The sequence below is a fragment of the Streptomyces sp. NPDC031445 genome (assembly GCF_055581365.1).
Map to the genome: position 1 here is coordinate 1 of NZ_JBVIJO010000024.1, position 24,785 is coordinate 24,785.

At 71.5% G+C, this 24,785-nt stretch carries 23 protein-coding genes, 1 rRNA gene and 1 riboswitch; of the genes, 13 read left to right on the forward strand and 11 right to left on the reverse strand.

Annotated features, from left to right (window positions below):
- From rrf to ACZ5DC_RS38320, 11 genes are all read left to right on the forward strand, one after another.
- Positions 1-95, forward strand: a 5S ribosomal RNA gene (rrf, locus tag ACZ5DC_RS38270); the annotation flags it as partial.
- Positions 96-202: 107 nt separating this feature from the next.
- Positions 203-811 (forward strand): CDP-alcohol phosphatidyltransferase family protein, encoded by a 609-nt coding sequence (locus ACZ5DC_RS38275; RefSeq protein WP_171158316.1) that lies wholly within the window; start codon positions 203-205, stop codon positions 809-811.
- A gap of 113 nt (positions 812-924) precedes the next feature.
- Positions 925-3,420 (forward strand): sugar phosphate nucleotidyltransferase, encoded by a 2,496-nt coding sequence (locus tag ACZ5DC_RS38280; protein ID WP_468660727.1) that lies wholly within the window; start codon positions 925-927, stop codon positions 3,418-3,420.
- 130 nt (positions 3,421-3,550) lie between these two features.
- Positions 3,551-4,459, forward strand: a complete 909-nt coding sequence (locus ACZ5DC_RS38285; RefSeq protein WP_468660729.1) for a DUF881 domain-containing protein — start codon at positions 3,551-3,553, stop codon at positions 4,457-4,459.
- Positions 4,456-4,788, forward strand: coding sequence for a small basic family protein (locus tag ACZ5DC_RS38290; protein ID WP_003988855.1), 333 nt, complete (start codon positions 4,456-4,458; stop codon positions 4,786-4,788). The genes ACZ5DC_RS38285 and ACZ5DC_RS38290 overlap by 4 nt, the downstream gene beginning before the upstream one ends.
- 5 nt (positions 4,789-4,793) lie before the next feature.
- Positions 4,794-5,657, forward strand: coding sequence for a DUF881 domain-containing protein (locus ACZ5DC_RS38295; RefSeq protein WP_468660731.1), 864 nt, complete (start codon positions 4,794-4,796; stop codon positions 5,655-5,657).
- 190 nt (positions 5,658-5,847) lie between these two features.
- Positions 5,848-6,678: an FHA domain-containing protein gene (locus ACZ5DC_RS38300; protein WP_366755611.1), complete on the forward strand. Its 831-nt coding sequence runs from the start codon at positions 5,848-5,850 to the stop codon at positions 6,676-6,678.
- Positions 6,679-6,722: 44 nt separating this feature from the next.
- Positions 6,723-7,460, forward strand: coding sequence for a transcriptional regulator FtsR (gene ftsR, locus ACZ5DC_RS38305; RefSeq protein ID WP_468660734.1), 738 nt, complete (start codon positions 6,723-6,725; stop codon positions 7,458-7,460).
- Between the two features lie 85 nt (positions 7,461-7,545).
- Positions 7,546-8,019, forward strand: coding sequence for a bifunctional nuclease family protein (locus ACZ5DC_RS38310; RefSeq protein ID WP_026253112.1), 474 nt, complete (start codon positions 7,546-7,548; stop codon positions 8,017-8,019).
- 259 nt (positions 8,020-8,278) lie between these two features.
- Complete coding sequence (locus ACZ5DC_RS38315) at positions 8,279-8,962, forward strand: MerR family transcriptional regulator (RefSeq protein ID WP_366755609.1); 684 nt, start codon at positions 8,279-8,281, stop codon at positions 8,960-8,962.
- Between the two features lie 79 nt (positions 8,963-9,041).
- Positions 9,042-10,532: a DNA polymerase IV gene (locus ACZ5DC_RS38320; RefSeq protein ID WP_468660736.1), complete on the forward strand. Its 1,491-nt coding sequence runs from the start codon at positions 9,042-9,044 to the stop codon at positions 10,530-10,532.
- Here ACZ5DC_RS38320 and ACZ5DC_RS38325 read toward each other — a convergent pair.
- The gene (locus tag ACZ5DC_RS38325; RefSeq protein WP_171158330.1) at positions 10,454-10,825 is read right to left on the reverse strand and encodes a PRC-barrel domain-containing protein; all 372 of its coding nucleotides are present in this window, start codon (positions 10,823-10,825) and stop codon (positions 10,454-10,456) included. The two genes, ACZ5DC_RS38320 and ACZ5DC_RS38325, sit on opposite strands and share 79 nt — an antisense overlap.
- Positions 10,826-10,944: 119 nt before the next feature.
- Positions 10,945-11,039, forward strand: a riboswitch (glycine riboswitch).
- A gap of 174 nt (positions 11,040-11,213) precedes the next feature.
- On the opposite strand from ACZ5DC_RS38325, the gene gcvP reads away from it, so the two are divergent.
- Positions 11,214-14,099 carry an aminomethyl-transferring glycine dehydrogenase gene (gene gcvP, locus ACZ5DC_RS38330; RefSeq protein WP_468660739.1) on the forward strand — a complete coding sequence of 962 codons (2,886 nt, stop codon included), beginning with the start codon at positions 11,214-11,216 and terminating at the stop codon, positions 14,097-14,099.
- A gap of 53 nt (positions 14,100-14,152) precedes the next feature.
- Here the strand turns inward: gcvP and ACZ5DC_RS38335 are convergent, their stop codons facing one another.
- The 8 genes from ACZ5DC_RS38335 to ACZ5DC_RS38370 all read right to left on the reverse strand — a co-directional run bounded on the left by ACZ5DC_RS38335 (position 14,153) and on the right by ACZ5DC_RS38370 (position 21,678).
- Entirely contained in the window at positions 14,153-14,572 is a 420-nt protein-coding gene (locus ACZ5DC_RS38335; RefSeq protein ID WP_366761769.1) for a TOBE domain-containing protein, read from the reverse strand.
- Positions 14,573-14,600: 28 nt separating this feature from the next.
- Positions 14,601-15,788 (reverse strand): ABC transporter ATP-binding protein, encoded by a 1,188-nt coding sequence (locus tag ACZ5DC_RS38340; protein WP_468660741.1) that lies wholly within the window; start codon positions 15,786-15,788, stop codon positions 14,601-14,603.
- Positions 15,785-16,645, reverse strand: coding sequence for a molybdate ABC transporter permease subunit (gene modB / locus ACZ5DC_RS38345; protein ID WP_468660743.1), 861 nt, complete (start codon positions 16,643-16,645; stop codon positions 15,785-15,787). The genes ACZ5DC_RS38340 and modB overlap by 4 nt, the downstream gene beginning before the upstream one ends.
- Complete coding sequence (modA, locus tag ACZ5DC_RS38350) at positions 16,642-17,472, reverse strand: molybdate ABC transporter substrate-binding protein (protein ID WP_468660745.1); 831 nt, start codon at positions 17,470-17,472, stop codon at positions 16,642-16,644. The genes modB and modA overlap by 4 nt, the downstream gene beginning before the upstream one ends.
- A gap of 192 nt (positions 17,473-17,664) precedes the next feature.
- Positions 17,665-18,060, reverse strand: coding sequence for a TOBE domain-containing protein (locus tag ACZ5DC_RS38355; protein WP_171158339.1), 396 nt, complete (start codon positions 18,058-18,060; stop codon positions 17,665-17,667).
- Between the two features lie 193 nt (positions 18,061-18,253).
- Positions 18,254-20,212 carry an APC family permease gene (locus tag ACZ5DC_RS38360; RefSeq protein ID WP_468660747.1) on the reverse strand — a complete coding sequence of 653 codons (1,959 nt, stop codon included), beginning with the start codon at positions 20,210-20,212 and terminating at the stop codon, positions 18,254-18,256.
- A 238-nt stretch (positions 20,213-20,450) separates the two neighbouring features.
- The gene (locus ACZ5DC_RS38365) at positions 20,451-21,008 is read right to left on the reverse strand and encodes a hypothetical protein (RefSeq protein ID WP_468660749.1); all 558 of its coding nucleotides are present in this window, start codon (positions 21,006-21,008) and stop codon (positions 20,451-20,453) included.
- Between the two features lie 139 nt (positions 21,009-21,147).
- Complete coding sequence (locus ACZ5DC_RS38370; RefSeq protein WP_468660751.1) at positions 21,148-21,678, reverse strand: universal stress protein; 531 nt, start codon at positions 21,676-21,678, stop codon at positions 21,148-21,150.
- A gap of 222 nt (positions 21,679-21,900) precedes the next feature.
- On the opposite strand from ACZ5DC_RS38370, the gene ACZ5DC_RS38375 reads away from it, so the two are divergent.
- Positions 21,901-23,376 (forward strand): glycoside hydrolase family 43 protein, encoded by a 1,476-nt coding sequence (locus tag ACZ5DC_RS38375; RefSeq protein ID WP_468660753.1) that lies wholly within the window; start codon positions 21,901-21,903, stop codon positions 23,374-23,376.
- A 25-nt stretch (positions 23,377-23,401) separates the two neighbouring features.
- Here the strand turns inward: ACZ5DC_RS38375 and ACZ5DC_RS38380 are convergent, their stop codons facing one another.
- Together ACZ5DC_RS38380 and ACZ5DC_RS38385 are read right to left on the reverse strand one after the other, a co-directional pair.
- Positions 23,402-23,608, reverse strand: coding sequence for a DUF5999 family protein (locus ACZ5DC_RS38380; protein WP_041665012.1), 207 nt, complete (start codon positions 23,606-23,608; stop codon positions 23,402-23,404).
- A 286-nt stretch (positions 23,609-23,894) separates the two neighbouring features.
- On the reverse strand, positions 23,895-24,479 hold the full coding sequence (locus tag ACZ5DC_RS38385; RefSeq protein WP_366751792.1) for a hypothetical protein: 585 nt from the start codon (positions 24,477-24,479) through the stop codon (positions 23,895-23,897).
- Positions 24,480-24,785: the final 306 nt, after the last annotated feature.

The window sequence follows — 24,785 nt, forward strand, 5'->3', positions numbered from 1 at the left end:
AAACGCCCGGTTACATTCCGAACCCGGAAGCTAAGCCTCACAGCGCCGATGGTACTGCAGGGGGGACCCTGTGGGAGAGTAGGACGCCGCCGAACTCCTTTTGAAGCTCCGGCTCTTGGGCACTGCCCAGGGGCCGGAGCTTTTTTGCGTTGAGGTAAGGTCAGGAGGCATCGTCGGTTCATTTCGCACAGGAGGCCCCCGGGTGGAGGTCCAGGAGACCCGCGTCCAGACAGACCGGGTCCTCACCATCCCCAACATCCTCAGCATGGCGCGGCTCGTCGGCGTACCCCTCTTCCTGTGGTTGATCCTCAGGCCGGAGTTCGGCGGCCCCAAGAGCGATGGCTGGGCCCTCCTCGTGCTGGCTCTCAGCGGGATCAGCGACTACCTGGACGGCAAGCTCGCCCGGCGCTGGAACCAGATCAGCAGCCTCGGCCGGCTGCTCGACCCCGCGGCCGACCGGCTCTACGTCCTGTCCACCCTGCTCGGGCTGACCTGGCGGGAGATCCTCCCGCTCTGGCTCACCGCCCTCCTGCTGGCCCGGGAGCTGGTCCTCCTGGTCATGGTGGGCATCCTCCGCCGGCACGGCTATCCGCCGCCGCAGGTGAACTTCCTCGGCAAGGCCGCCACGTTCAACCTCATGTACGCCTTCCCGCTCCTGCTCCTCAGCGACGGAAACGGATGGATCGCGTCACTCGCTGCAGTTTTCGGGTGGGCTTTCGCCGGATGGGGTACAACCCTCTATTGGTGGGCAGGAGTGCTGTACGTAGTACAAGTCCGCCGTCTGGTGCGCGCGGACGCCGTGGCCGATTGAGCCCGCTCCTTGTCTGGACAAAGTCGTCCGATGGCCGCCCGCCCTGAAATGCGGGACACTTTGGACGGGTGAAGTCGGCTAGACAGTCATCTCTTTAGGAGGACGCTTCCGACATGAAGGCCGTCGTGATGGCCGGCGGCGAGGGCACACGCCTTCGCCCAATGACCTCCAGCATGCCCAAGCCGCTCCTGCCCGTGGCGAATCGCCCGATCATGGAGCACGTGCTGCGACTGCTCAAAAAGCACGGGCTCAACGAGACCGTGGTCACGGTGCAGTTCCTGGCGTCCCTCGTAAAGAACTACTTCGGTGACGGCGAAGAGCTCGGCATGGAGCTCACGTACGCCAACGAGGAGAAGCCACTCGGTACCGCCGGAAGCGTCAAGAACGCCGAGGAGGCGCTGAAGGACGACGCCTTCCTCGTCATCTCCGGCGATGCGCTGACGGACTTCGACCTCACCGATCTGATCAATTTCCACAAGGAGAAGGGTGCTCTGGTCACGGTCTGCCTGACCCGTGTGCCCAATCCGCTGGAGTTCGGCATCACCATCGTCGACGAGGAAGGCAAGGTCGAACGCTTCCTGGAGAAGCCGACCTGGGGGCAGGTCTTCTCGGACACGGTGAACACCGGCATCTACGTCATGGAGCCGGAGGTCTTCGACTACGTCGAGGCCGATGTCCCCGTCGACTGGTCCGGCGATGTCTTCCCGCAGCTGATGAAGGAAGGCAAGCCGATCTACGGCTATGTCGCCGAGGGCTACTGGGAGGACGTCGGCACGCACGAGAGCTATGTGAAGGCCCAGGCGGACGTCCTCGAGGGCAAGGTCAACGTCGACATCGACGGCTTCGAGATCTCCCCGGGCGTCTGGGTGGCCGAAGGCGCCGAGGTGCATCCCGACGCCATGCTGCGGGGACCGCTGTACATCGGCGACTACGCGAAGGTCGAGGCCGGCGCGGAGATCCGGGAGCACACCGTCGTCGGCTCCAACGTCGTCGTCAAGAGCGGTGCCTTCCTGCACAAGGCCGTCGTGCACGACAACGTGTACATCGGGCAGCACAGCAATCTGCGCGGCTGTGTCGTCGGCAAGAACACCGACATCATGCGTGCGGCCCGGATCGAGGACGGCGCGGTCATCGGCGACGAGTGCCTGATCGGTGAGGAATCGATCGTCCAGGGCAATGTCCGTGTCTACCCGTTCAAGACCATCGAGGCCGGCGCCTTCGTCAACACCTCGGTGATCTGGGAGTCCCGGGGGCAGGCCCACCTGTTCGGCGCCCGGGGCGTCTCCGGCATCCTGAACGTGGAGATCACGCCGGAACTGGCGGTGCGGCTCGCCGGTGCCTACGCGACGACCCTGAAGAAGGGCTCCACCGTCACCACGGCCCGCGACCACTCCCGGGGTGCCCGGGCGCTCAAGCGGGCGGTGATCTCCGCGCTCCAGGCCAGCGCCATCGACGTACGCGACCTGGAGAACGTACCGCTGCCCGTGGCCCGGCAGCAGACCGCGCGCGGCAGTTCCGGCGGCATCATGATCCGGACCTCGCCGGGCGTCCCGGACTCGGTCGACATCATGTTCTTCGACGGACAGGGCGCGGACCTGTCCCAGGGCAGCCAGCGCAAGCTCGACCGGGTGTTCGCGCGCCAGGAGTACCGGCGGGCGTTCCCCGGTGAGATCGGTGACCTGCACTTCCCGGCCAGCGTCTTCGACTCGTACACCGGATCGCTGCTGCGGAACGTCGACACGACCGGCATAGCCGAGTCGGGCCTCAAGGTGGTCGTGGACGCCTCGAACGGCAGTGCCGGGCTCGTGCTGCCCAGCCTGCTCGGCAAGCTCGGTGTGGACTCGCTGACCATCAACCCGGGCCTGGACGAGTCCCGGCCCACCGAGACGGCCGAGATGCGGCGCAAGGGGCTGGTGCGGCTCGGTGAGATCGTGGCCTCGTCGGGTGCCGCGTTCGGCGTCCGGTTCGACCCCGTCGGCGAGCGGCTGTCGCTCGTGGACGAGAAGGGCCGGATCATCGAGGACGACCGGGCGCTGCTGGTGATGCTGGACCTGGTGGCCGCCGAGCGGCGCAGCGGTCGGGTGGCGCTGCCGGTCACCACGACCCGGATCGCCGAGCAGGTGGCCGCGTACCACGGCACCCAGGTCGAGTGGACGACGACCTCGCCCGACGACCTCACGCGCGTGGGGCGTGAGGAGGGCACCATCTTCGGCGGCGACGGCAAGGGCGGGTTCATCGTCCCCGAGTTCAGCGGTGTGTACGACGGCACGGCCGCCTTCGTACGCCTGATCGGGCTCGTGGCGCGGACCCAGCTCACGCTGAGCCAGATCGACGCCCGGATCCCGCGGGCGCACGTCCTCAAGCGGGACCTGGCGACGCCGTGGGCCGTCAAGGGCCTGGTGATGCGCCGGGTCGTCGAGGCGGCGGGGGACCGCTCCGTCGACACGACCGACGGTGTGCGGGTCGTGGAGACCGACGGGCGCTGGGTGATGGTGCTCCCGGACCCGGCCGAGGCGGTCACCCACCTGTGGGCGGAGGGGCCGGACGACGCCTCAGCGCAGGCCCTGCTGGACGAGTGGTCGGCAGTCGTGGACAGCGCCGGCCGGTGAGCGTGGGCGGCTGAGAACGGCAAAACCCGCTGCACGCGTGCGTGCCGGACAAGTGTCCCCAAGGGGGCCTGTCCGGCACGCCGGTGGGGCCGTTCGGAGGTACTGCTCGCGACATGCGACGATGTGCGGCATGCCGCAGCAACCCCCCGTTCGGAGCAGCCCGACGCGGCCGCAGCGCCCGGACGCCTCCATGTCGTTGATCACCAACGTCATGGACCACAGCCTCGACGACGGGTACGCCGAGGCCGCCGCCCGCAGGAAGTCCGAGGGCGAGGGCGGCCTGCCGAAGACGCTCCGGGCCAAGCTGGGCCTGGCCGCCGGCCTCGTCCTCGCGGCGCTCGTCGTGACCGTGGGCGCGGCCCAGGCGCGCGTGGCGGCGCCCGTGGTGGCCAAGGAGCGCCAGGAACTGATCGACCGCATCGACAGCGAGACAGCGGCCGCGGACAAGCTCGAAAGCACCGTCGACACCCTGCGTGACGACGTGAGTGCGCGGCAGCGGGCGGCCCTGAAGTCGAGCGGGGGCAGCGCCGAGGCGGACCTGGTGGGTCTGTTGTCGGGTGCCACCGCGGTGCACGGTCCCGGTGTCAAGCTCGTCGTGAACGACGCCAAGGAGGCGAGCGGCGGCGGGGGCGGGGCCAACCCCCGGGAGACGTCGGGCTTCTCCGACACCGGCCGGGTGCGGGACCGTGACATGCAGCGCGTGGTCAACGGGCTGTGGGCCTCCGGGGCCGAGGCGATCTCCGTCAACGGGCAGCGGCTGACCGCCCTGTCCGCGATCAGGGCGGCGGGTGACGCGATACTGGTCGACAACAGGCCGCTGGTGCCGCCGTACACGGTGCTGGCGGTGGGGGACGGGGAGAGGCTGAGCACCAGGTTCCAGAACGGCGCCGACGGCCTGTACCTGCACGCCCTGGAGGAGAACTACGGCATCCGCGCCACCATCTCCGCGGAGGGCGACGTCCGGTTGCCCGCCGCACCCAGTGTGATCGTACGCACAGCACAGCCGAAGTCCGAGAAAACCGAGAAGGGCACATCGTGATCGCCGTACTGGGCCTCGTCGTGGGAGTCGTGGCCGGCCTGTTGGTCCGGCCCGAGGTTCCGGCGGTCGTCGAGCCGTATCTGCCGATCGCCGTCGTGGCGGCGCTGGACGCCGTCTTCGGTGGTCTGCGGGCCATGCTCGACGGCATCTTCGACGACAAGGTGTTCGTGGTGTCGTTCCTGTCGAACGTGGTCGTCGCCGCCCTCATCGTGTTCCTCGGCGACAAGTTGGGCGTGGGCGCGCAGCTGTCCACGGGTGTCGTCGTGGTGCTGGGCATCCGCATCTTCTCCAACGCCGCGGCGATCCGGCGGCACGTGTTCCGGGCGTGACACCGATGAGCGAGCAGAACGACAGCAACGGCGGCAACGGCCGCGACGACCAGCCGGAGAACCGGTTGCGCAGGGAACTGCCGGCGGAAGTGCCCGCACCCGCGCCCGAGGCCGGGCAGCCGTCCGCAGGGGAGCCCCAGCAACCGCTGACGGGCCGGCAGCGGCTCGTCAAGGGGCTGTGGCCGCCGCGCTTCACGCGTGCCCAACTCATCGTGGCGGTGCTGCTGTTCGGGCTGGGTTTCGGCCTGGCCGTACAGGTGGCGTCCAACAGCGACAGCGACGGCGCACTGCGCGGGGCCCGCCAAGAAGATCTTGTGCGCATCCTCGATGAACTGGATTCGCGTACTCAGCGTCTTCAGGACGAGAAGCAGGGACTCGACAAGCAGCGTCAGGAGTTGCAGAGCAGCTCCGACCAGGCCGCCGAGGCGCGCCGGCAGACCGCCGAGAAGGAGAGGCAACTCGGCATCCTGGCGGGCACCGTGGCGGCGCAGGGTCCCGGCATCACCATGACGATCGAGGACACGAAGGGGACGGTCGAGGCGGACATGCTGCTCGACGCGATCCAGGAGCTGCGCGCGGCCGGTGCGGAGGCGATCGAGGTCAACGGGGTGCGCGTGGTGGCCGGCACCTACTTCACCGACTCCGGCAAGAGCGTGAGCGTCGACGGGAACAAGATCAACGCCCCCTATCGTTTCAAGGTCATCGGCAAGCCGCAGGACCTCGAGCCCGCGCTGAACATCCCGGGAGGCGTGGTGCAGACTCTGGAGAAGGAGCAGGCCACGGTGACCGTCGAGCGGTCGGACAAGATCGTCGTGGATGCCTTGCGACAGGCGAAGCGGCCTGACTACGCTCGGTCGTCCTCCCAGTGAACCGGCGGTGCATGGTGGCCGTCCGGCAGGGGCATGAGGTTGCGGGGGGTCGGCGCACCGAAGGGGTGGTGCGTGGTGGAAACTGTCTGGTGGATACGGACGTTGTGAGAATGTCCGGCTCGGCCGGTGTAGGCAATCAGGGTTCGTCCTGCCCCACGGGCGGGTCTGTTTCGGTCAAGGGGAATCGCCCGTGAAGTTGTTTGCGAAGTTGTTCGGCAAGAGCGCGCGAGAGGGCAGCGACAACGCGACCGCTCGTCATCGCGCACAGCCTGACGCGGAGGGCCAGCGCCCGCTGTTCCGGGACCAGGTCGCTGGTCCGGGCGGTGACATTTCGGGAGGTCAGGGCGCGGCGTCTGTTGACCCTGCCCAGTCCGGCGGCATAGGTTTCGGGCAACCGTCAACCTCAGGTACGGGTGGAGGGTTCGCCCCCGGCCCGTACGCGTCCAACGCCCCGGCGGGGCAGCCGCGGCAGGAGGATCCGTCTATGTCGGTCCTGGTATGTACGAGGTGCGGTAACCGGAACGCGCAGAACGCCCGGTTCTGCTCCAACTGCGGGGCGCCGCTGCGTCCCGGGCTGACGCCCGAGCGGGCCTCCGAGACGACGTCCACGATCTCGATCTCGGGCCTGGAGGCCTACGACTCCGAGGCGACCGGCCAGACGCCGCTGCCGATGCTCTCCCCGGAGGCGCAGGCCGCGGTGGACGCGCTGCCGTTGGGCTCGGCGCTGCTGGTGGTGCGCCGGGGGCCGAACTCGGGCAGCCGCTTCCTGCTGGACAGCGACCTGACCACGGCCGGCCGGCACCCGCAGAGCGACATCTTCCTGGACGACGTGACCGTCTCCCGGCGCCACGTGGAGTTCCGGCGCTCCCCGGACGGCTCCTTCACGGTGGCCGACGTGGGCAGCCTGAACGGCACGTACGTCAACCGGGAGCGCATCGACCAGGTCGCCCTGTCGAACGGCGACGAGGTGCAGATCGGCAAGTACCGGCTGGTGTTCTACGCGAGCCGGCAGGGCATCTGACCCGCCCCCGGACCGGCGTCCGGGGGGACCCCCAGGGAAGGTCCATGCTTCAAACACCGAGCGGCGGTGCCGGAAGCGGTACCGCCGCCAGGGACAGTGGGCTGATGAGCATCGGCACGGTGCTGAACGTGCTGCGCGACGAGTTCCCCGAAGTCACCATCTCCAAGATCCGCTTCCTGGAGTCGGAGGGACTCATCGAGCCGCAGCGGACCCCGTCGGGGTACCGCAAGTTCAGCGCCGGGGACGTCGAGCGCCTCGGTCACGTCCTGCGGATGCAGCGGGACCACTACCTGCCGCTCAAGGTGATCCGTGAGCACCTGGACGCCATGGAGCGGGGTGAGGCCGTCCCGCTGCCCGTGGTGGGCCGCCAGCGCACCGCGGAGGAAGCGCCCGCACGCGCGGAAGGGCCGACGGTGGCCAGGATCGGCAGGTCCGAGCTGCTGGCCGCCGCGGACATCGACGAGAGCGACCTGAAGGAGTGGGAGTCCTACGGGCTCCTCGCTCCGCTGGAGGACGGGGCGTACGACGCCGAGGCCGTCACCGTGGCCTCGCTCATCACCGAGCTGGGCCGGTTCGGGATCGAGCCGCGCCACCTTCGGGTGATGAAGGCCGCCGCCGACCGCGAGGCGGGCCTGGTCGACCAGGTGGTGGCCCCGCTCAAGCGCCACCGCAACCCGCAGACCAGGGCACACGCCGAGGCCCGTACGAAGGAGCTGGCGGCCCTGACGGTGAGGCTGCACGCGGCCCTGGTGAAGACCGCTCTCGGCGTCCGGCTGCCCTGATACGGCGGGCCGCGGAGCGGCCGGATCGGGCACCTGTTCCCGGCCCGACTACCCAAACGTCCCGGGCACGGCCTAGGGTTGCTGTGTGAACGAGCTCGATGTCGTAGGTGTCCGGGTCGAAATGCCCTCCAACCAACCGATCGTGCTCCTGCGCGAAGTGGGAGGCGATCGTTACCTCCCCATCTGGATCGGGCCGGGGGAGGCGACGGCGATCGCCTTCGCCCAGCAGGGCATGGCCCCCGCGCGACCGCTGACCCACGACCTGTTCAAGGACGTGCTGGAGGCCGTCGGCCAGGAGCTGACCGAAGTGCGCATCACCGATCTGCGGGAAGGTGTCTTCTACGCGGAGCTGGTGTTCGCCAGTGGGGTCGAGGTCAGCGCCCGCCCCTCCGATGCCATAGCGCTCGCCCTGCGCACCGGAACGCCGATCTACGGCAGTGACACGGTGCTGGACGACGCCGGCATCGCCATTCCGGACGAGCAGGAGGACGAGGTGGAGAAGTTCCGCGAGTTCCTCGACCAGATCTCGCCCGAGGACTTCGGCACCAGCAGTCAGTGAGTCCCGGGACCCGCCCGTCCGCCCCGGTGCTGCCGGGGCGGACGGCGGCCCGGCACGGTCCGCGCCCCGGCAATTGCCTCCGGCCGGTGAGAGCGTCCTACGGCCCCCCGCCAGCGCATTCGGCTAGCCTTTCCCCGCGGTGGGACACGGGAAACCACTCCTTGGGTGATTATCACTCGGCGTGCCGAGTGTGGCGATCGTTGACGCACCCCTGGTGACTGCCTACCGTCGAGAAGGCAGGTCAAGGACGGAGGTCGGCGTGAGAACGAGCGGCGACGGTACGGCTGGGGGTGCCCCCGGACGCGGTTTCGGGGAGAGCGGTCCGTACCCGCCCCCGAGCTCGCGGCCGCGATCCGGCGGGGGTCATGCCCATCCCGGCAGCGCGGTGGAGCAGGCTCCGCAGCTGCCGACGGCGGTGCCGAACGGCGGAGGGGTGGCGTCCATGGCGTCCGAGGAGATCGGCTACCGCGGGCCCACGGCCTGCGCGGCTGCCGGCATCACCTACCGGCAGCTCGACTACTGGGCGCGCACCGGTCTGGTCGAGCCCAGCGTCCGGCCCGCCTACGGGTCGGGCACCCAGCGTCTGTACAGCTTCCGGGACGTCGTCGTCCTGAAGATCGTGAAGCGGTTCCTGGACACCGGAGTGTCCTTGCAGAACATCCGCACGGCCGTCCAGCATCTCAGGGAACGCGGTTTCCGAGACCTGGAGCGGATGACCCTGATGAGCGACGGCGCCACCGTGTACGAGTGCACCTCGCCGGACGAGGTCCACGCCCTGCTCCAGGGCGGTCAGGGCATCTTCGGCATCGCTGTCGGCGTGGTGTGGCGGGACGTGGAAAGCGCCCTCTCCCAGCTGCACGGCGAGCGCATCGACACGGGCGAGACCCTGGTCGGGCACAACCCGGCGGACGAGCTGGCGCGGCGCCGCAACCGGGCGGTCTGACGCCGAGTCCGCCCGCCGGAGCAATCCCGGGGTTCCCAGGCCCCCCGGATTGTCAGTGCCGTGGTGCAGCATCGGGGATGTGAGAAACGCGCCGACGATCCTGCATCTCGACATGGATGCCTTCTACGCCTCGGTGGAGCAGGCGTCCAAGCCGAGCCTGCGCGGGAAAGCGGTGGTCGTGGGCGGGCTCGGACCGCGCGGGGTGGTGGCCACCGCGTCGTACGAGGCACGGGCGTTCGGGGTCCACTCGGCGATGCCCATGGCCCAGGCGCGCCGGCTGGCTCCCAACGCGGCGTACCTGGTGCCGCGCTTCACCCTGTACCGGACGATCAGCGAACAGGTGATGGCGCTGCTGCGGGAGCTGTCACCGCTGGTCGAGCCGCTGAGCCTGGACGAGGCGTTCGTGGACCTGGAGGCCGGGGGAACGGCCTGGGACGGGGAGTCGGCGCGACGGGCGGGGGAGAAGCTGCGCGCGGACATCCGGACGGTCACCGGGCTCACCGGGTCGGTGGGACTCGCCGCCTCCAAGATGCTCGCGAAGATCGCCTCCGAGCAGGCGAAGCCGGACGGCCTGCGGCTGATCGAGCCGGGCACGGAGCGGGCGCTGCTGGCACCGTTGCCGGTGCGCACCCTGCCGGGTGTCGGACCGGCGACCGGGGACCATCTGCGCCGGGCCGGGATCACCACGGTGGAGGAACTGGCGGAGGCCGGCGAGGACGAGCTGGTCCGGCTGCTCGGCAAGGCGCACGGTCAGGCGCTGTACGCCATGGCGCTGGCGCGGGACGAGCGGCCCGTGGTGGCCGAGCGGGAGGCGAAGTCGGTGTCCGTGGAGGACACGTACGACGTGGACATCCACGACCGGCTGCGGGTCGGCCTGGAGGTGCGGCGGCTGGCCGACCGGTGTGTGCGGCGGCTGCGCGAGGCCGGGCTGTCGGGGCGGACCATCGTGCTGAAGGTGCGGCGGTACGACTTCTCCACCCTGACCCGCTCCGAGACGCTGAGGGGGCCCACCGACGACCCCGTGGTCATCCGCGAGGCGGCGGCGCGGCTGCTGGACTCCGTGGACACCACGGGCGGGGTGCGGCTGCTCGGGGTGGGGGTGTCCGGGCTCGCCGACTACACGCAGGAGGACCTGTTCGCGCAGGCGAGCCCGGTGCCCGTGGCGGAGGAGCCGGAGAAGGGTGCGGTGGAGGCCGTCGTGGAGCGGGCGGAGCCCGTCGAGCGGGAGTGGCGGGCCGGGCAGGACGTGCGCCATACGGAGTACGGGCACGGATGGGTGCAGGGGAGCGGGCTGGGGCGGGTGACCGTGCGGTTCGAGACGCCCCAGTCCGCTCCGGGGCGGGTGCGGACGTTCTTCGCCGGCGATCCCGCGCTGGCGGGCGCCGAACCGTTGCCACTGGTCACGGAGCCCGGCCCGCCCGGTCGTCCGGGGCCGCCGAGCAGCGACCCGCGCGGCGGGGCTCCGGCCCGGACCCCGGAAGGAACCGCGGGTCAGGGCTCCTCCGACCCCGCCAGTTTGCCGAAGTCGCGGTCCGGGACCTTGGGGGGCGGGGCCACGTCGAGGCCGTAGTGGTGGTAGAGCTGCAGTTCCTGTTCGGGGGAGAGGTGGCGGCCCACGCCGAAGTCGGGGGCGTCCTTGATCAGGGCGCGGTCGAAGGGGACGTGCAGAGTGTCGTCGACCAGTTCGCTGGGTTCCAGGGGCACGAAGGCGTCGCGGGAGAACAGGCCGGTGCGTATGGCGGCCCACTCGGGCACGCCGGTCGCGTCGTCCAGGTACACCTCGTCGATGGTGCCGATCTTGGTGCCGTTGCGGTCGAACGCCTTGCGGCCGATCAGGTTGCGTGGATCGATGTCGGTCTGCACGGTCCCTCTCCCTCCACGTGGTCGCACCTCATCCGTAAGCACTACGAAAGAGCACATTCAAGGAGGCGGCCACTCGAAGACCCCGGCGTTGACCTCGCTGGTAGGCTGACAGCGGCTGCTGACCCCGTGCGGGAGAGTCCTCCGACCACCTCGGAGGCGCCGAAGGAGCAAATCCTCCCCGGAATCTCTCAGGCTCACGTACCGCACGGACGAGGTCACTCTGGAAAGCAGGGCGGATGTCGACGGCTTCCGCCCTCACCGACGGGGAAAGCCGGTGCCCGCGGGCGTCCGGTGAAGCTCTCAGGTCGAGATGACAGAGGGGGAGGCCGTCGGGGTGCCCGCGCCGTGGTGCCCCTCGCAGGTCGCGTCAGACCAGGAGGCCTCCGCAATGACCGCCCATCGCATTCCGCTCTCCGAACTCGAAGCGGGCACCCCGTTCGAGCAGCGCCACATCGGGCCCGACCAGGAGGCGCGGGCCAAGATGCTCGCGCAGGCCGGCTACGGCTCGCTCGACGAGCTGACCGCCGCGGCGGTGCCGGATGTGATCAAGAACGTCGATGCCCTGGACCTGCCGGGTGCGCGTACCGAGGCCGAGGTGCTCGCCGAGCTGCGCTCGCTCGCCGACCGCAACCAGGTCCTCGGCTCCATGATCGGCCTGGGCTACTACGGCACGTTCACGCCGCCCGTCGTCCTGCGCAACGTCATGGAGAACCCGGCCTGGTACACGGCGTACACGCCGTACCAGCCGGAGATCTCCCAGGGCCGCCTGGAGGCCCTGCTGAACTTCCAGACGATGGTCGCCGATCTGACGGGCCTGCCCACCTCCGGCGCCTCCCTGCTGGACGAGGGCACCGCCGCCGCCGAGGCCATGGCGCTGTCCAGGCGCATGGGCAAGAACAAGAAGGGGCTGTTCCTGGTCGACGCGGACGCGCTGCCGCAGACCATCGCGGTGATCGAGACCCGCGCCGAGCCGACCGGCGTCGAGGTCGTCGTGGCCGACCTCGGCGACGGCATCCCGGCGGACATCGCCGAGCGCGAGATCAACGGCGTGCTGATCCAGTACCCGGGCGCCTCGGGTGCCGTACGGGACATCAAGCCCCTCATCGACCAGGCGCACGAGCTGGGCGCCCTGGTCACGGTCGCCGCCGACCTGCTCGCGCTGACCCTGCTGACCTCGCCGGGCGAGCTCGGGGCGGACATCGCCGTCGGCACGACCCAGCGCTTCGGCGTGCCGATGGGCTTCGGCGGCCCGCACGCCGGCTACATGGCCGTGCACGAGAAGTTCGCCCGCAGCCTCCCCGGCCGGCTCGTCGGCGTCTCCGTCGACGTCGACGGCAACAGGGCGTACCGCCTGGCGCTGCAGACCCGTGAGCAGCACATCCGCCGCGAGAAGGCCACCAGCAACATCTGCACGGCCCAGGTGCTGCTCGCCGTGATGGCCGGCATGTACGCCGTCTACCACGGGCCGGAGGGCCTGCGGACCATCGCCCGGCGCACGCACCGGTACGCCACGATCCTCGCCGAGGGCCTGAAGGCCGGCGGCGTGGAGATCGTCCACGGCGCGTACTTCGACACGATCACCGCGCGCGTGCCCGGCAAGGCCGCCGCGGTCGTCGCCGCCGCCCGGGAGAACGGGGTCAACCTGCGGCTCGTCGACGCCGACCACGTCTCGGCGGCCTGTGACGAGACCACCAACCGGGCCCAGCTGGCCGCCGTCTTCGCCGCCTTCGGCGTGGAGGGCGACATCGAGGCCCTGGACGAGAGCGCCGAGGACACCCTGCCCGAGGCGCTGCTGCGCACGGACGCCTACCTCACCCACCCGGTCTTCCACCAGCACCGCTCCGAGACCGCGATGCTGCGCTACCTGCGCAAGCTGGCCGACCGCGACTACGCGCTCGACCGCGGCATGATCCCGCTGGGCTCCTGCACCATGAAGCTCAACGCGACCACCGAGATGGAGCCGGTCACCTGGCCCGAGTTCGGGCAGCTGCACCCCTTCGCGCCCGCCGAGCAGGCCCAGGGCTATCTCACGCTCATCCACGAGCTGGAGGACCGCCTCGCCGAGGTCACCGGCTACGACAAGGTCTCCCTCCAGCCGAACGCCGGTTCCCAGGGCGAACTGGCCGGTCTGCTCGCCGTACGCGGCTACCACCGCGCCAACGGCGACGAGCAGCGGACCGTGTGCCTCATCCCGTCCTCCGCGCACGGCACCAACGCGGCCAGCGCCGTGATGGCCGGCATGAAGGTCGTCGTCGTCAAGACCGCCGAGGACGGCGAGATCGACGTCGAGGACCTGCGCGCCAAGATCGAGCAGTACCGCGACGAGCTGGCGGTGCTGATGATCACCTACCCGTCCACGCACGGGGTGTTCGAGGAGCACGTCGCCGACATCTGCGCCCAGGTGCACGAGGCGGGCGGCCAGGTGTACGTCGACGGGGCCAACCTCAACGCCCTCGTCGGCCTCGCCAAGCCCGGCCACTTCGGCGGTGACGTCTCCCACCTGAACCTGCACAAGACGTTCTGCATCCCGCACGGCGGCGGCGGTCCGGGCGTCGGCCCGGTCGCGGTGCGCTCGCACCTGGCGCCGTACCTGCCGAACCACCCGCTCCAGCCGGAGGCCGGCCCCGAGACGGGCGTGGGCCCGATCTCGGCCGCGCCGTGGGGCAGCGCGGGCATCCTGCCGATCTCGTGGGCGTACGTCCGCCTGATGGGCGGCGAGGGCCTCAAGCGCGCCACGCAGGTCGCGGTGCTCTCCGCGAACTACGTCGCCAAGCGCCTGGAGCCGCACTACCCGGTGCTCTACACCGGTCCCGGCGGCCTCGTGGCGCACGAGTGCATCATCGACCTGCGCCCGCTGACCAAGGCGACCGGCGTGAGCGTGGACGACGTGGCCAAGCGCCTGATCGACTACGGCTTCCACGCGCCGACCATGTCCTTCCCGGTGGCCGGCACGCTGATGATCGAGCCGACCGAGTCCGAGGACCTCGCCGAGCTGGACCGTTTCTGCGACGCGATGATCGCCATCCGCGCGGAGATCGACAAGGTCGGCTCGGGCGCGTGGCCCGCCGAGGACAACCCGCTGCGCAACGCCCCGCACACCGCCGCCGCGCTCGGCGGTGAGTGGACGCACGCCTACAGCCGCGAGGAGGCCGTCTTCCCGGCCGGCGTCTCGGCCGCCGACAAGTACTGGCCGCCGGTGCGCCGCATCGACCAGGCCTACGGCGACCGCAACCTGGTGTGCTCCTGCCCGCCGCTGGACGCCTACGAGGACTGAGCGAACCGCTGACGAAGGCCCCGCCCGGGTTCCGGGCGGGGCCTTCGGGCTTCCTACGCCGTCGCCAGGGAGACCTCGGTCGCCTTGATCAGGGCGACGACGTCGGAGCCCACGAACAGGCCGAGGTCCCCGGCCGCGTCCTTCGTGATCGCGGCGGTCAGTTCGCCGCCCTCCACGGCGACCCGGACGGTGGCCATGGCCTCGCCCAGCGAGAGACGGATGACCGTGCCGCGCAGCTGGTTGCGGATCGACAGGCCCTCGACCCGGTTGGCGGCGAGGGAGACCTCCGTCGCCTTCACCAGGGCGGTCACCGGGGAGCCCGGGGCGAGGCCGAGCTGTTCGACGGCCTCCAGGGTGACGGCGGCGGTGAGGTCCTGGCCCCCGGAGAGCCGGACTTTGACGGTCGCCATGACTTCGCCCGCGCGCACCTCGGTGACGGTGCCGGGCAGCTGGTTGCGGATGCTCAGGGTCATGGGCACCCACCGTAGAGCGCCGGTGCGCTCAGGCCGGGTATGCGTGGGTCTGCGTCGCTTTGACCGTCGCCCAGACCGGTGCACCCGGGTGCAGGTCCAGCTCGGCGGCGGCGACCGTCGTCAGGTCCGCCGCGAGCGGGAGTTCGCCGGTGAGGTCGGCGCGGATCTGGTCGCCGTGCGTCTCCAGGCCGGCGACCTCGCAGCGCCACAGGTTGCGGGCGCTGGCGCCGGAGGGCCGGTCCCGGAACAGGGTCACGGCGGACGGCGGGAACGCCACGAAGACCGGGCCCGACAGCTCCTCGGTGGTCGTGATCGCGGGGCCGCCGTCGAGCCGTACGGTGTGCCCCGCGGCCTGTCCGCGGTAGAGGTTGAGGCCGACGAGCCGGGCGATGTAGTCCGTGCGGGGGCGGCGGGCGATGTCGGCGGGGGTGCCCTGCTGGACGACCCGGCCGTGCTCCACGACCACCAGCCGGTCCGCGAGCACCATGGCGTCCAGCGGATCATGGGTGACCAGCACCGAGACCGCCTCGAACTCGGCCAGATGGCGGCGCAGCTGTGCGCGGACCTCCAGGCGGGTACGGGCGTCCAGGGCCGCCAGCGGCTCGTCGAGGAGCAGCAGCCGGGGGCGGGTGGCCAGGGCGCGGGCGAGGGCCACGCGCTGGGCCTGGCCGCCGGAGAGGTCCCGGGGCCTGGCGCCCGCGTGGGCGGCCAGGCCCATCCGGTCCAGCCAGGCCGCCGCCTGCGCGCGGGCCTCCGCCTTGCGCACGCCCTGGCAGCGGGGGCCGAAGGCGACGTTGTCCAGGGCGGACAGGTGGGGGAAGAGCAGGTAGTCCTGGAAGACCACGCCGATCGGGCGGGACTCCGGGGGCGTGTGGGCCAGGGGGGTGCCGTCCAGGCGGAGGTGACCGTCGGTGAGGGGGGTGAGGCCGGCGAGGGTGCGCAGGGCGGTGGTCTTGCCGGCGCCGTTCGGGCCCAGCAGGGCGAGGACCTCACCGGGGGTGGCCCGCAGGGTGACGTCCAGGCGGAAGCCGCCGCGGTCGACCACGAGGTGGGCGTCCAGGCCGGAGGGCGGGTGCGGGTCTGTGGTGGGGTGCGGGGCGGGGTCGGCGCCGTCGGTTGCGGCGCGGGGCGGTGCGGGGTTCGTGGCGTCGGTGGCTGCGGCGGCGGCCCGGGACGGGCCGGTGGCGTCGGTGGGCTTGGGGTGGGGGGTCGTCATGACGTGGTCATCCAGCGGTCCCGGAGGCCGGCCAGTACCGCGATCGACACGGTCAGGAGGACCAGGCTGAGGGAGATGGCGGTCTCGGGGTCGCTCTGCAGGGCCAGGTAGACCGCGAGGGGCATGGTCTGGGTGCGGCCGGGGAAGTTGCCCGCGAACGTGATCGTCGCCCCGAACTCGCCGAGCGCGCGGGCCCAGGCCAGCACCGCGCCGGCCGCGATGCCCGGCGCGATCAGCGGCAGGGTCACCCGGCGGAACGCGGTGAAGCGGGAGGCGCCGAGCGTGGTGGCCGCCTCCTCGTAGCGGGGGTCGGCGGCGCGCAGCGTGCCCTCCACGCTGATCACCAGGAACGGCATCGCGACGAACGCCTCCGCGATCACGACCCCCGCGGTGGTGAACGGGAGGGTGACGCCGAACCACGTGTCGAGCCACCGGCCGATGACGCCGTTGCGGCCCAGGGCGAGCAGGAGGGCCACACCGCCGACCACCGGGGGCAGCACCAGCGGGAGGGTGACCAGGGCGCGTACGAGGCCCCGGCCGGGGAACTCCGTGCGGGCCAGCAGCCAGGCCAGCGGCACACCGAGGACGAGGCTGACGGCGGTCGCCGCGGTGGCGCTGACCAGGGACAGCTGGAGCGCCTGCCACACCTCGGCGCTGGTCAGCCGGTCCGGCAGGCCGCGCCACGGCGCGCGGACGAGCAGGGCGAGCAGCGGCAGCAGCAGGAACGCCAGGGCCAGCACGCCCGGCAGCAGCAGCGGCAGCGGCGCCCCGCGCCGGCCTCCCGTGCCGGCGCGGCGGCGCCGTGGCCGGCCCGTGCGGCCACGGGTCGCGGCACCGGGCTCGTCGAGCGAGGTCACGGCTTGAGGAACCCGGCCTCGGTCAGCACCTTCTGGCCCTCCGCGGAGCGTACGAGGGCGATGAACGCCTTGGCGGCCTCGGCGTTCGGCGCGTTCTTCAGCAGCGCGATCGGGTAGTCGTTGACGGCACCGGCCGACTCGGGGAACTCCACGCCCTCCACCTTGTCACCCGCGGCCCGCACATCGGTCTGGTACACCACCGCCGCGTCGGCCTCCTTCAGCTCCACCTTGGTCAGGGCGCCCTTGACGTCCTGCTCGTAGGAGACCGGCGTGAGCTTGAGCCCGCCGGCGTCGAGGGCCTTCTGGGCGGCGGCGCCGCACGGGACGGTCCTGTCGCACAGGACGACCTTCAGACCGGACGTGGTCAGGTCCTTCAGGGAGGCCACCTTGTGCGGGTTGCCCGGTACGGTGGCGATCTCCAGCTGGTTGCGGACGAAGGTGACCGGGGTGCCGGCCGTGTCCTTCGCGTCCGTCACGACGGCCATGGTCTTGGGGCTGGCCGCGGCGAACACGTCCGCCGGGGCACCGCTGGTGATGTTGGCGGCGAGGGTGTCGCTGCCGCCGAAGTTGAAGCTGACCTTCGTGCCCTGGTGCTCCTTCTCGAACTCCTTGCCGAGGGTCGTGAAGCTCTCCTTCAGGGAGGCCGCCGCGAACACGGTGACCGTGCCGGAGAGCTTCGGGGACGCCGATGTGCCGGAGGGGGCGGGGGACTTGGACGCGTCGGTGGAGTCCGACGAGGAGGAGCAGGCGCCGAGGGCCAGCATGGCGGCGGCTGCCACGCCGGCCAGCCGCGGTATCCGCCGGGTCCGGCGCACGGAACGGGTCATCACGGATCTACTCCTCGGTTCTGTCGAACGACTGTCGCGCCCGGGCACGGCTCGGTCGGAGCCGTGCGGCGATCATACTGCCGCATCTGCCAGGAAGGAGTCTGCTGTTGTATCGCATGAGCCGGTGACTCTTGGCTTCAGGCTCGCATGTGCGTTTGTACGGCGCTGGTCGGCCGGAGGGTGGGCGCCCGGTCAGACGCGGTCGATGTGGACGTTGGTGGACTTCACGCGTGCGGTGGCCTCCATGCCGACTTCCAGGCCCAGTTCCTCCACCGCCTCCCGGGTCAGCAGCGAGACGAGCCGGTGCGGGCCGGCCTGGATCTCCACCTGGGCGGCGACATCGCCGAGCTTGATCGCGGTGACGATGCCGGGGAAGGCGTTGCGGGCCGAGGTGTACGAGGCGTCCTCCTCGGCGGCGCCCGCCTTGGCCAGTTCGACCGAGAAGGCGGCGAGGTCTCTGCCGTCGATGAGCCGCCGCCCGGACTCGTCGCGGTGCGTGGCCACCCGGCCGGCGTCGGCCCAGCGGCGGGCGGTGTCCGGGCTGACGCCGAGCAGCCGCGCGGCCTGACCGATCGTGTAGGACTGCATGCCGGTCACCATAGGGCCACGCGCCCGGGAGCCAGGGACGCGGGTCGGCCGTCGGAGGCACCGAGGTTCCGCCGGACCACGCAGCTGTTGCCGGGGGACGCGTTCGGCGGGTGCGGGGCCGGGCGCGCGCCGTCGCGGTGCCGGACGACCGGAGCGACGAGGCGGCCCGGGCCTGCCGCCACGCTCGCCCGGCTCAGCCGGTGTGCACCCGCGGCCGGCGTTCGCGGTCCGGTTCCGCCTCGCGCAGCACCTCGCGGGTGACCGGGGCGACCTCGCCCTGGCCGAAGAGGAAGAAGCGGAGGAAGTTGGCGAACGGACCGCCCTCGGTCCACTCGAAGTAGATGTGCGGGGTGCAGCCGGTGACGTCACGGACGTGCAGCAGCAGGGCGGCGAGGGCGTTCGGGATCGAGGCCGACTCCAGCGTCAGCACCCGGTAGCGGCCGTGCAGCACCTCGCCGCGCACGGTGAGGCCGGCCTCGAACTCGGACGGATCGGTGACCGTGACCTCGACGAAGACGAAGTCCTCCTGCTCGGGCATGTCGTTGTCGGTGCGGATCTGCTCGATCTTGTCGCGGTACTCGGCCTTGTCCCGGCGGTCCGGCTCGTTGGCGATGAACCGCATCTTGCGGCTGGCCATGTCCCGGATGAACCGTTCCGCCAGGGGGTCGAGCGACACACTGGTCACCCGCAGCTCGAAGGCACGGGCCAGCCGGGACAGCAGGGAGACCAGCACGATGCCCGCGATGAAGCAGGCTCCGATCTTCACGCCGTCCGGGCGCTCGATGACGTTCACGACGGTCGTGTAGAGGAACACCACCGCGATCACCGCGAAGGTGAGGGTCCAGCCACGCTGTCCCGCCTTGCGCGCGGCGATGGTCACGGCGATCGCGGCGGAGCTGATCAGCACCAGCACCCCGGTGGCGTAGGCGCCGCCCTGCTTGTCGACGTCGGCGTCGAAGATCCAGGTCACCAGGAAGGCGATCAGGGTGAAGACGATGACCATCGGCCGCACCGCGCGCGCCCAGTGCGGGGCCATGCCGTAGCGGGGCAGGTAACGCGGCATCAGGTTGAGCAGGCCCGCCATGGCGGAGGCGCCCGCGAACCACAGGATGGCGATCGTCGAGACGTCGTAGACCGTGCCGAAGGCGCTGCCGAGGTACTCGTGCGCGAGGTAGGCGAGCGCGCGGCCGTTGGCCTGGCCGCCCGGCTTGAACTCCCTCGCCGGGATCAGCAGCGTGGTGATGAAGCTGGTGGCGATCAGGAAGCAGCTCATGATCAGCGCGGCGGTGGTCAGCAGCTTCCTGGTGTCCCGGATGCGGCCGGCGGGCCGCTCCTCGGTGTCGCCGGCGTCGCCCTTCACGTGCGGCATGACGGCGACACCGGTCTCGAAGCCGGACAGGCCCAGGGCGAGCTTGGGGAAGACGATCAGCGCGACGCCGATCATCACGAAGACGTTCCCGTGCTGCGCGGTCAGCGCGCTGCTCCAGTCCGTGATCACGTGTTCGGCGGTCACCACGTGCCACAGGCCGGTGATGACGACGACGAGGTTGAGCCCGAGGTACACGCCCACCAGGACCACCGCGACCCCGATCGCCTCCAGGAAGCCCTTGAGGAAGACCGCGCCGAGCAGGGCCACCAGGAGGAGGGTGATGAGCATCTGCCTGCCCTGGAGGGCCTGCGTCAGATGGGGGTTCTCCACCAGGTGGGTGGAGGCGTCCGCGGCGGACAGCGTGATGGTGATGAGGAAGTCCGTCGCCGCGAAGCCCAGCAGCGTCAGCACGAACAGCTTGCCCTGCCAGAAGGACAGCAGCCGCTCCAGCATCGCGATGGAGCCCTCGCCGTGCGGGCTCTCCTGGGCGACCCGGCGGTAGACCGGCAGCGCGCCGGCCAGTGTCACGATGACGAGCACGATGGTCGCGACCGGCGAGAGCAGACCGGCGGCCAGTGCCGCGATGCCGGGCTGGTAGCCGAGGGTGGAGAAGTAGTCGACACCGGTCAGGCACATCACCCGCCACCAGCGCTGTCCCCGGTGCGGGGGCTCCGGTGCGGCGTGGGGCCCGGTGTGGCCACCGCTCTTGCCCATGTCGGACAGGCCCTCCAGCATCCACGCGCGCAGGCGGCTGGTACTGGGAGGGCGCTCGGTCGTGACCATCGGCGTGCTCCTGGTGTGCGGCTCAGCTCTTTGCGGCCATCACGCGGACGGCGGCACCAGCGTAAGCAGAGAGTGACGCCTGGGCCTATGGATCACGGCTCGGGCGGCGTCAAGCTTGCGTTAAGAATGGCCCGCGCGAGGCGGAGCCGCACCGAGAAGGGGAGGCCGGGACCGGTTCGGGCTGGAGGGAGAGCAGCGGATGCGCACGGGGGAGTCAGGGGGCGGCGGCCACCGAGCGTCACTCCAGACCCGACGCCCGGAACACACCGAGGGCCGTCTCGCGGTCCACGCGGCGGGCCAGGTGGCGCAGCTCCGCCGTGCCGCACAGCAGAATGCCGGCGGCCTGCGCGGCGCGGGCACCCTCGTCCAGCCGGTACCACAGCTCCGGGTTGCGGATCAGGACCTCCGGGTCGATCTCGACCCTGTTGCCGAGGGCGTCGCGCAGCACCAGGCGCCGGGTGACGCCGTCCAGCGGGCGCACCGCGGTCAGCAGATCGGTCCGGACGCGGCGGGTGCGGTACAGGCGGCGGGTGGCCAGCCAGTCCGGGCCGGCGGACACGCGCACCGGGAGCAGCACGAGGAGCAGGAGCAGGGCCAGCAGGAGCCACAGGGCACCGCGCCACCAGGTCAGCGAGCCGGCCGTCCAGTCGACGCACAGCAGCAGGCCGAACAGCGCGCCGGCACAGCGGGCCGCCGTGCGCGCGTCCGCGGTCCAGCCGCGGTCGCGCACCACGGTGCCGGCGTCGGCCGGGCGGGCGCCGGTCGGCTGGGGGCGGGTGTCGTGGCCGTGCTCCATGCGGGAAACGGTAGTCCGTGGCCGGCGGTCCGGGCCTGCCCTTGACGTTGCTCTGACGACCGCGGGCCGCTTCTTGACGGGACGGCAGCGGGCCCGGCCTGGCCTCCCGTCCCGCGCCGGTGCGTGACCGGTCCTCCCCTCACAACCCCCGGGTGTCGATGCGCAGGTGCCACGTGTTGCGGCGGTGGACGGACAGCAGCTCCGATTCCAGCGGGGACGGGGGCACCGCCAGGACCGGGCAGACCGCGTGGGCCAGGCAGTGCCGGGAGACCCGGCCGGAGAAGGCCCGTTGCAGCCCGCGCCGCCCGGCGCCCACGACCAGGACGTCGTCCTCCCGGTTCGCGGTCGCCACCAGCGCCGGGCCGGGGGCACCGCGCACGACGACGGGCTGCATCGGCACACCGGGACCCTCCGGGTCGAAGATCTCCTCGAGCACCGAGGCCAGCCGCTGCTTGGCGAGCCGCTGCCACTCCTCCACCAGCAGTCCGCCGACGGGGGAGCGCCGGGCGGCGGAGTCACCGCCCGGCGGTTCCCAGGCCAGCACGGGCCAGAGCTGGGCCCTCAGCCGGCGGGCCAGCACGGCGGCCCGCCGCAGAGCCGTGACGCTGTTGAGGGAGCCGCTCACGCCGACCACCACCCGCGTGGCCGCCGAGGCGTCGTTACCGGACATGACTCAGACTCCACCGTTGCGGACGGGCACCTCAAGGGGTGACGGCCATGACACCCGCGGGCGTGCCCGCTGCGAGGTCCTCGCTTCCTTCCATCCCACTCCCGTCCCGGTGATTCGACCAGCCGGGCGGCGGAAGCACCCCGCGAACGCCTCGCCGGCATTAGGATGCGGCGCTCATTCGGCACTCACTACGAAACTTTCGAGCGCCTCCAGGAGGCGAGCATGCGAACGTACGACAACCCCGTCATCCCGGGTTTCCACCCCGACCCCAGCGTGTGCCGGGTCGGCGACGACTACTACCTGGTGTGCTCCAGCTTCGAGTACTTCCCCGGCGTTCCGCTGTTCCACAGCCGGGACCTGGTGCACTGGCGCCAGATCGGCAACGTGCTCGACCGGCCGGGGCAGTTGGACCTGCCCGACGACGTCCCGGCGTCCGCCGGCATCTACGCGCCGACGATCCGGCACCACGACGGACTCTTCCACGTCATCACCACCAGCGCGGGCGCCGGCGGCACCTTTTTCGTCACCGCGGAGCGCCCCGAGGGCCCCTGGTCCGACCCGGTGTGGATCGATCTGCCCGGCATCGACCCCGACCTGGCGTGGGACGAGGACGGTTCCTGCTGGGTCGCGATGGCCGGGGTCAGCGTCGCCCGGATCGACCCGCGCACGGGACGGGTGCTGGAGGGTCCGCTGCCGATGTGGTCCGGCACCGGCCTGCGCGACCCGGAGGCCCCGCACCTGTACCGGATCGGCGACTGGTGGTACCTGCTGCTCGCCGAGGGCGGCACCGCCCTGGGGCACGGTGTCTCGGTGGCGCGCGCCCGCTCGCCGCGCGGCCCCTGGGAACCGGCTCCCGGCAACCCGCTGGTGTCCCACCGCGGCACCGGCCTGCCCGTCCAGTGCACCGGCCACGGCGACCTGGTGCAGGCGGCCGACGGCACGTGGTGGATGGTGCTGCTCGGCACCCGGCCCCGGGGCTGGTTCCCGGAGTTCCACGTCCTCGGCCGGGAGACGTTCCTGGTCCCGGTGGAGTGGGCCGACGGCTGGCCGCGGACGGGCCCGGTCCTGGAGCGGCACCCGGCGCCGGCCGCCTGGGCGCCCGTGGAGCGGCCGCCGGCGCGGGACGACTTCGCGGGCCCGGCGCTCGCACCGCACTGGATATCCCCGCGGCGCCGCCCCGAGGGCTGCTGGTCGCTGACCGAGCGGCCGGGCCGGCTCACCCTGACCGCCACCGGTGACAGCCTCGACCGGCCCGGGCACACCTTCGTCGGCCGCCGCCAGCAGCACCACGACTGCCGGGCGGCGGCCTCGCTGGAACCCGGCTCCGCGCGGGCGGGGCTGTCGGTGCGCCTGGACGAGGCCCACCACTACGACCTGGAGGTGAGCGGGGGTGTCGCGGCCGTGATCGCGCGAATCGGCCCGCTGCGGCAGCGCGTCGCCGAACACCCGGTGCCGGAGGGGCGGGTCACGCTGGCCGTCGAGATCCGTGCCACCCGTGACCCCGGGACGCAGCACGGCCCCGACACGCTCGTCTTCTCCGTCGGCACCGGCGAGGCGACCGTCCGGCTCGCCGAACTCGACGGCCGCTACCTGTCCACGGAGGTGGCCGCCGGTTTCACCGGCCGGGTCATCGGCATGTACGTCACCGAGGGCCGCGCGGCCTTCGACTGGTTCGAGTACGCGCCCGCCACGCCGTAGGCAGGGTCAGGTCACCGTGCCGCCCTCAGGCGGCGGTCATCACCTGCTCCGCTCCCAGCGGGCGGTGGGGGGCGATGACACGGCCGTCGGGCAGCAGCTCACCCGTGTCCTCGAAGAGCAGGACGCCGTTGCACAGCAGGCTCCACCCCTGCTCCGGGTGGTGCGCCACGAGGCGGGCGGACTCCCGGTCGGCGGATTCGGCTGGCGGGCACGGCGGCTGGTGCTGGCACATGGGCGGGATCTTTCGCTCTGTCGTGATCATGTCCGTCCCCCGTGATGATGAATCGGTCGGAAACCAGTGTTGTCCTCTGGGCGTCGTTCCGCAGGGATTTCACAGCACCGCTTCTCACAGGTTCAGGACGCGTCACCCGCGCGGACGGTTCAGTCCAACTGCACTGTCCCTTCGGGTGGTTCGCAGTGGCCGGATGGGACTAGTCCGGATGGCTCCGGGCGGCGGAGTGCTCGAAAGACAGTCGTACCCCGCTTCGCTCGCGGTCGGCGGGGTACGCGGGCTCCGGTCAGGCGGGCGAGCCGAGCAGCGGGAGAGGAGTCGCCCGATGGGTCAGCACCGGAAGCAGTTCGGCGACCGGGAAAGGACGGTGCGTCGGGATGCCGGGCGGTGCGGGCGCCAGCGGTACGAGCAGATCGGTGGCGGCGGGATGGCCCTCGCTGCCGTCGCCGGAGCAGTCGCCGTGCAGCCACAGGGTGAGCATGTACAGCCCGGGCACGGACAACAGTCTTGCCTGGTACGGCTGTTGCAGGGCCTCGGCCTGGTGCAGGGCACGTTCGGTGGAGGCGACGTACGGGCCCTCGAAGAAGTGCGAGAAGGCCCAGCCGTCGGGAGTCAGCATGGTCTCGGCCGCGGCCACCGCGCGATCGCCGCACCGGATCAGGAAGCGCCAGCCGGCCAGCCGGGTCGCGGACAGGCCTTGCGCGGTGATCCGGTCCAGCACGTGGACGGGCAACGGGAGTTCCGGTGTCGCGGGGCCCTGCGCGGCGCGCAGGGAGGGAGTGCGCGCCTCACGGACCGCGGTGGGGGAACCGAGGGCGGTGAGGACGGAGCGCAGGGCAGGCGCGGGGGCAGGGGGCACGTGCAGCGGCATGTGGGTCGCCTCTCATTCGACAGGCGCGGCGGCGCGAGGAGGGTGGGGCGGACGGCGCTGTCAGCTCACGGAAGGCCGGAGAGGTGGGGGCCCAGGTCGGTGTGGAAGAGAGTGCGGCTCGGTCTGCCGCCCGTCAACGGGAACGGCAGGAACACCGCGGAAACCAGGACCGAGGGCGCCAACCTTCTGCCTTGGGGACGAAGTTTATACGACGTGTGTTCGGCCGGTGTTTCGGCTATCCGATTCCGGCCGACCGGGCAAGGCGGAATTAGGCCGTGGATTTGCGGAAATCATCCCGATTTCCGG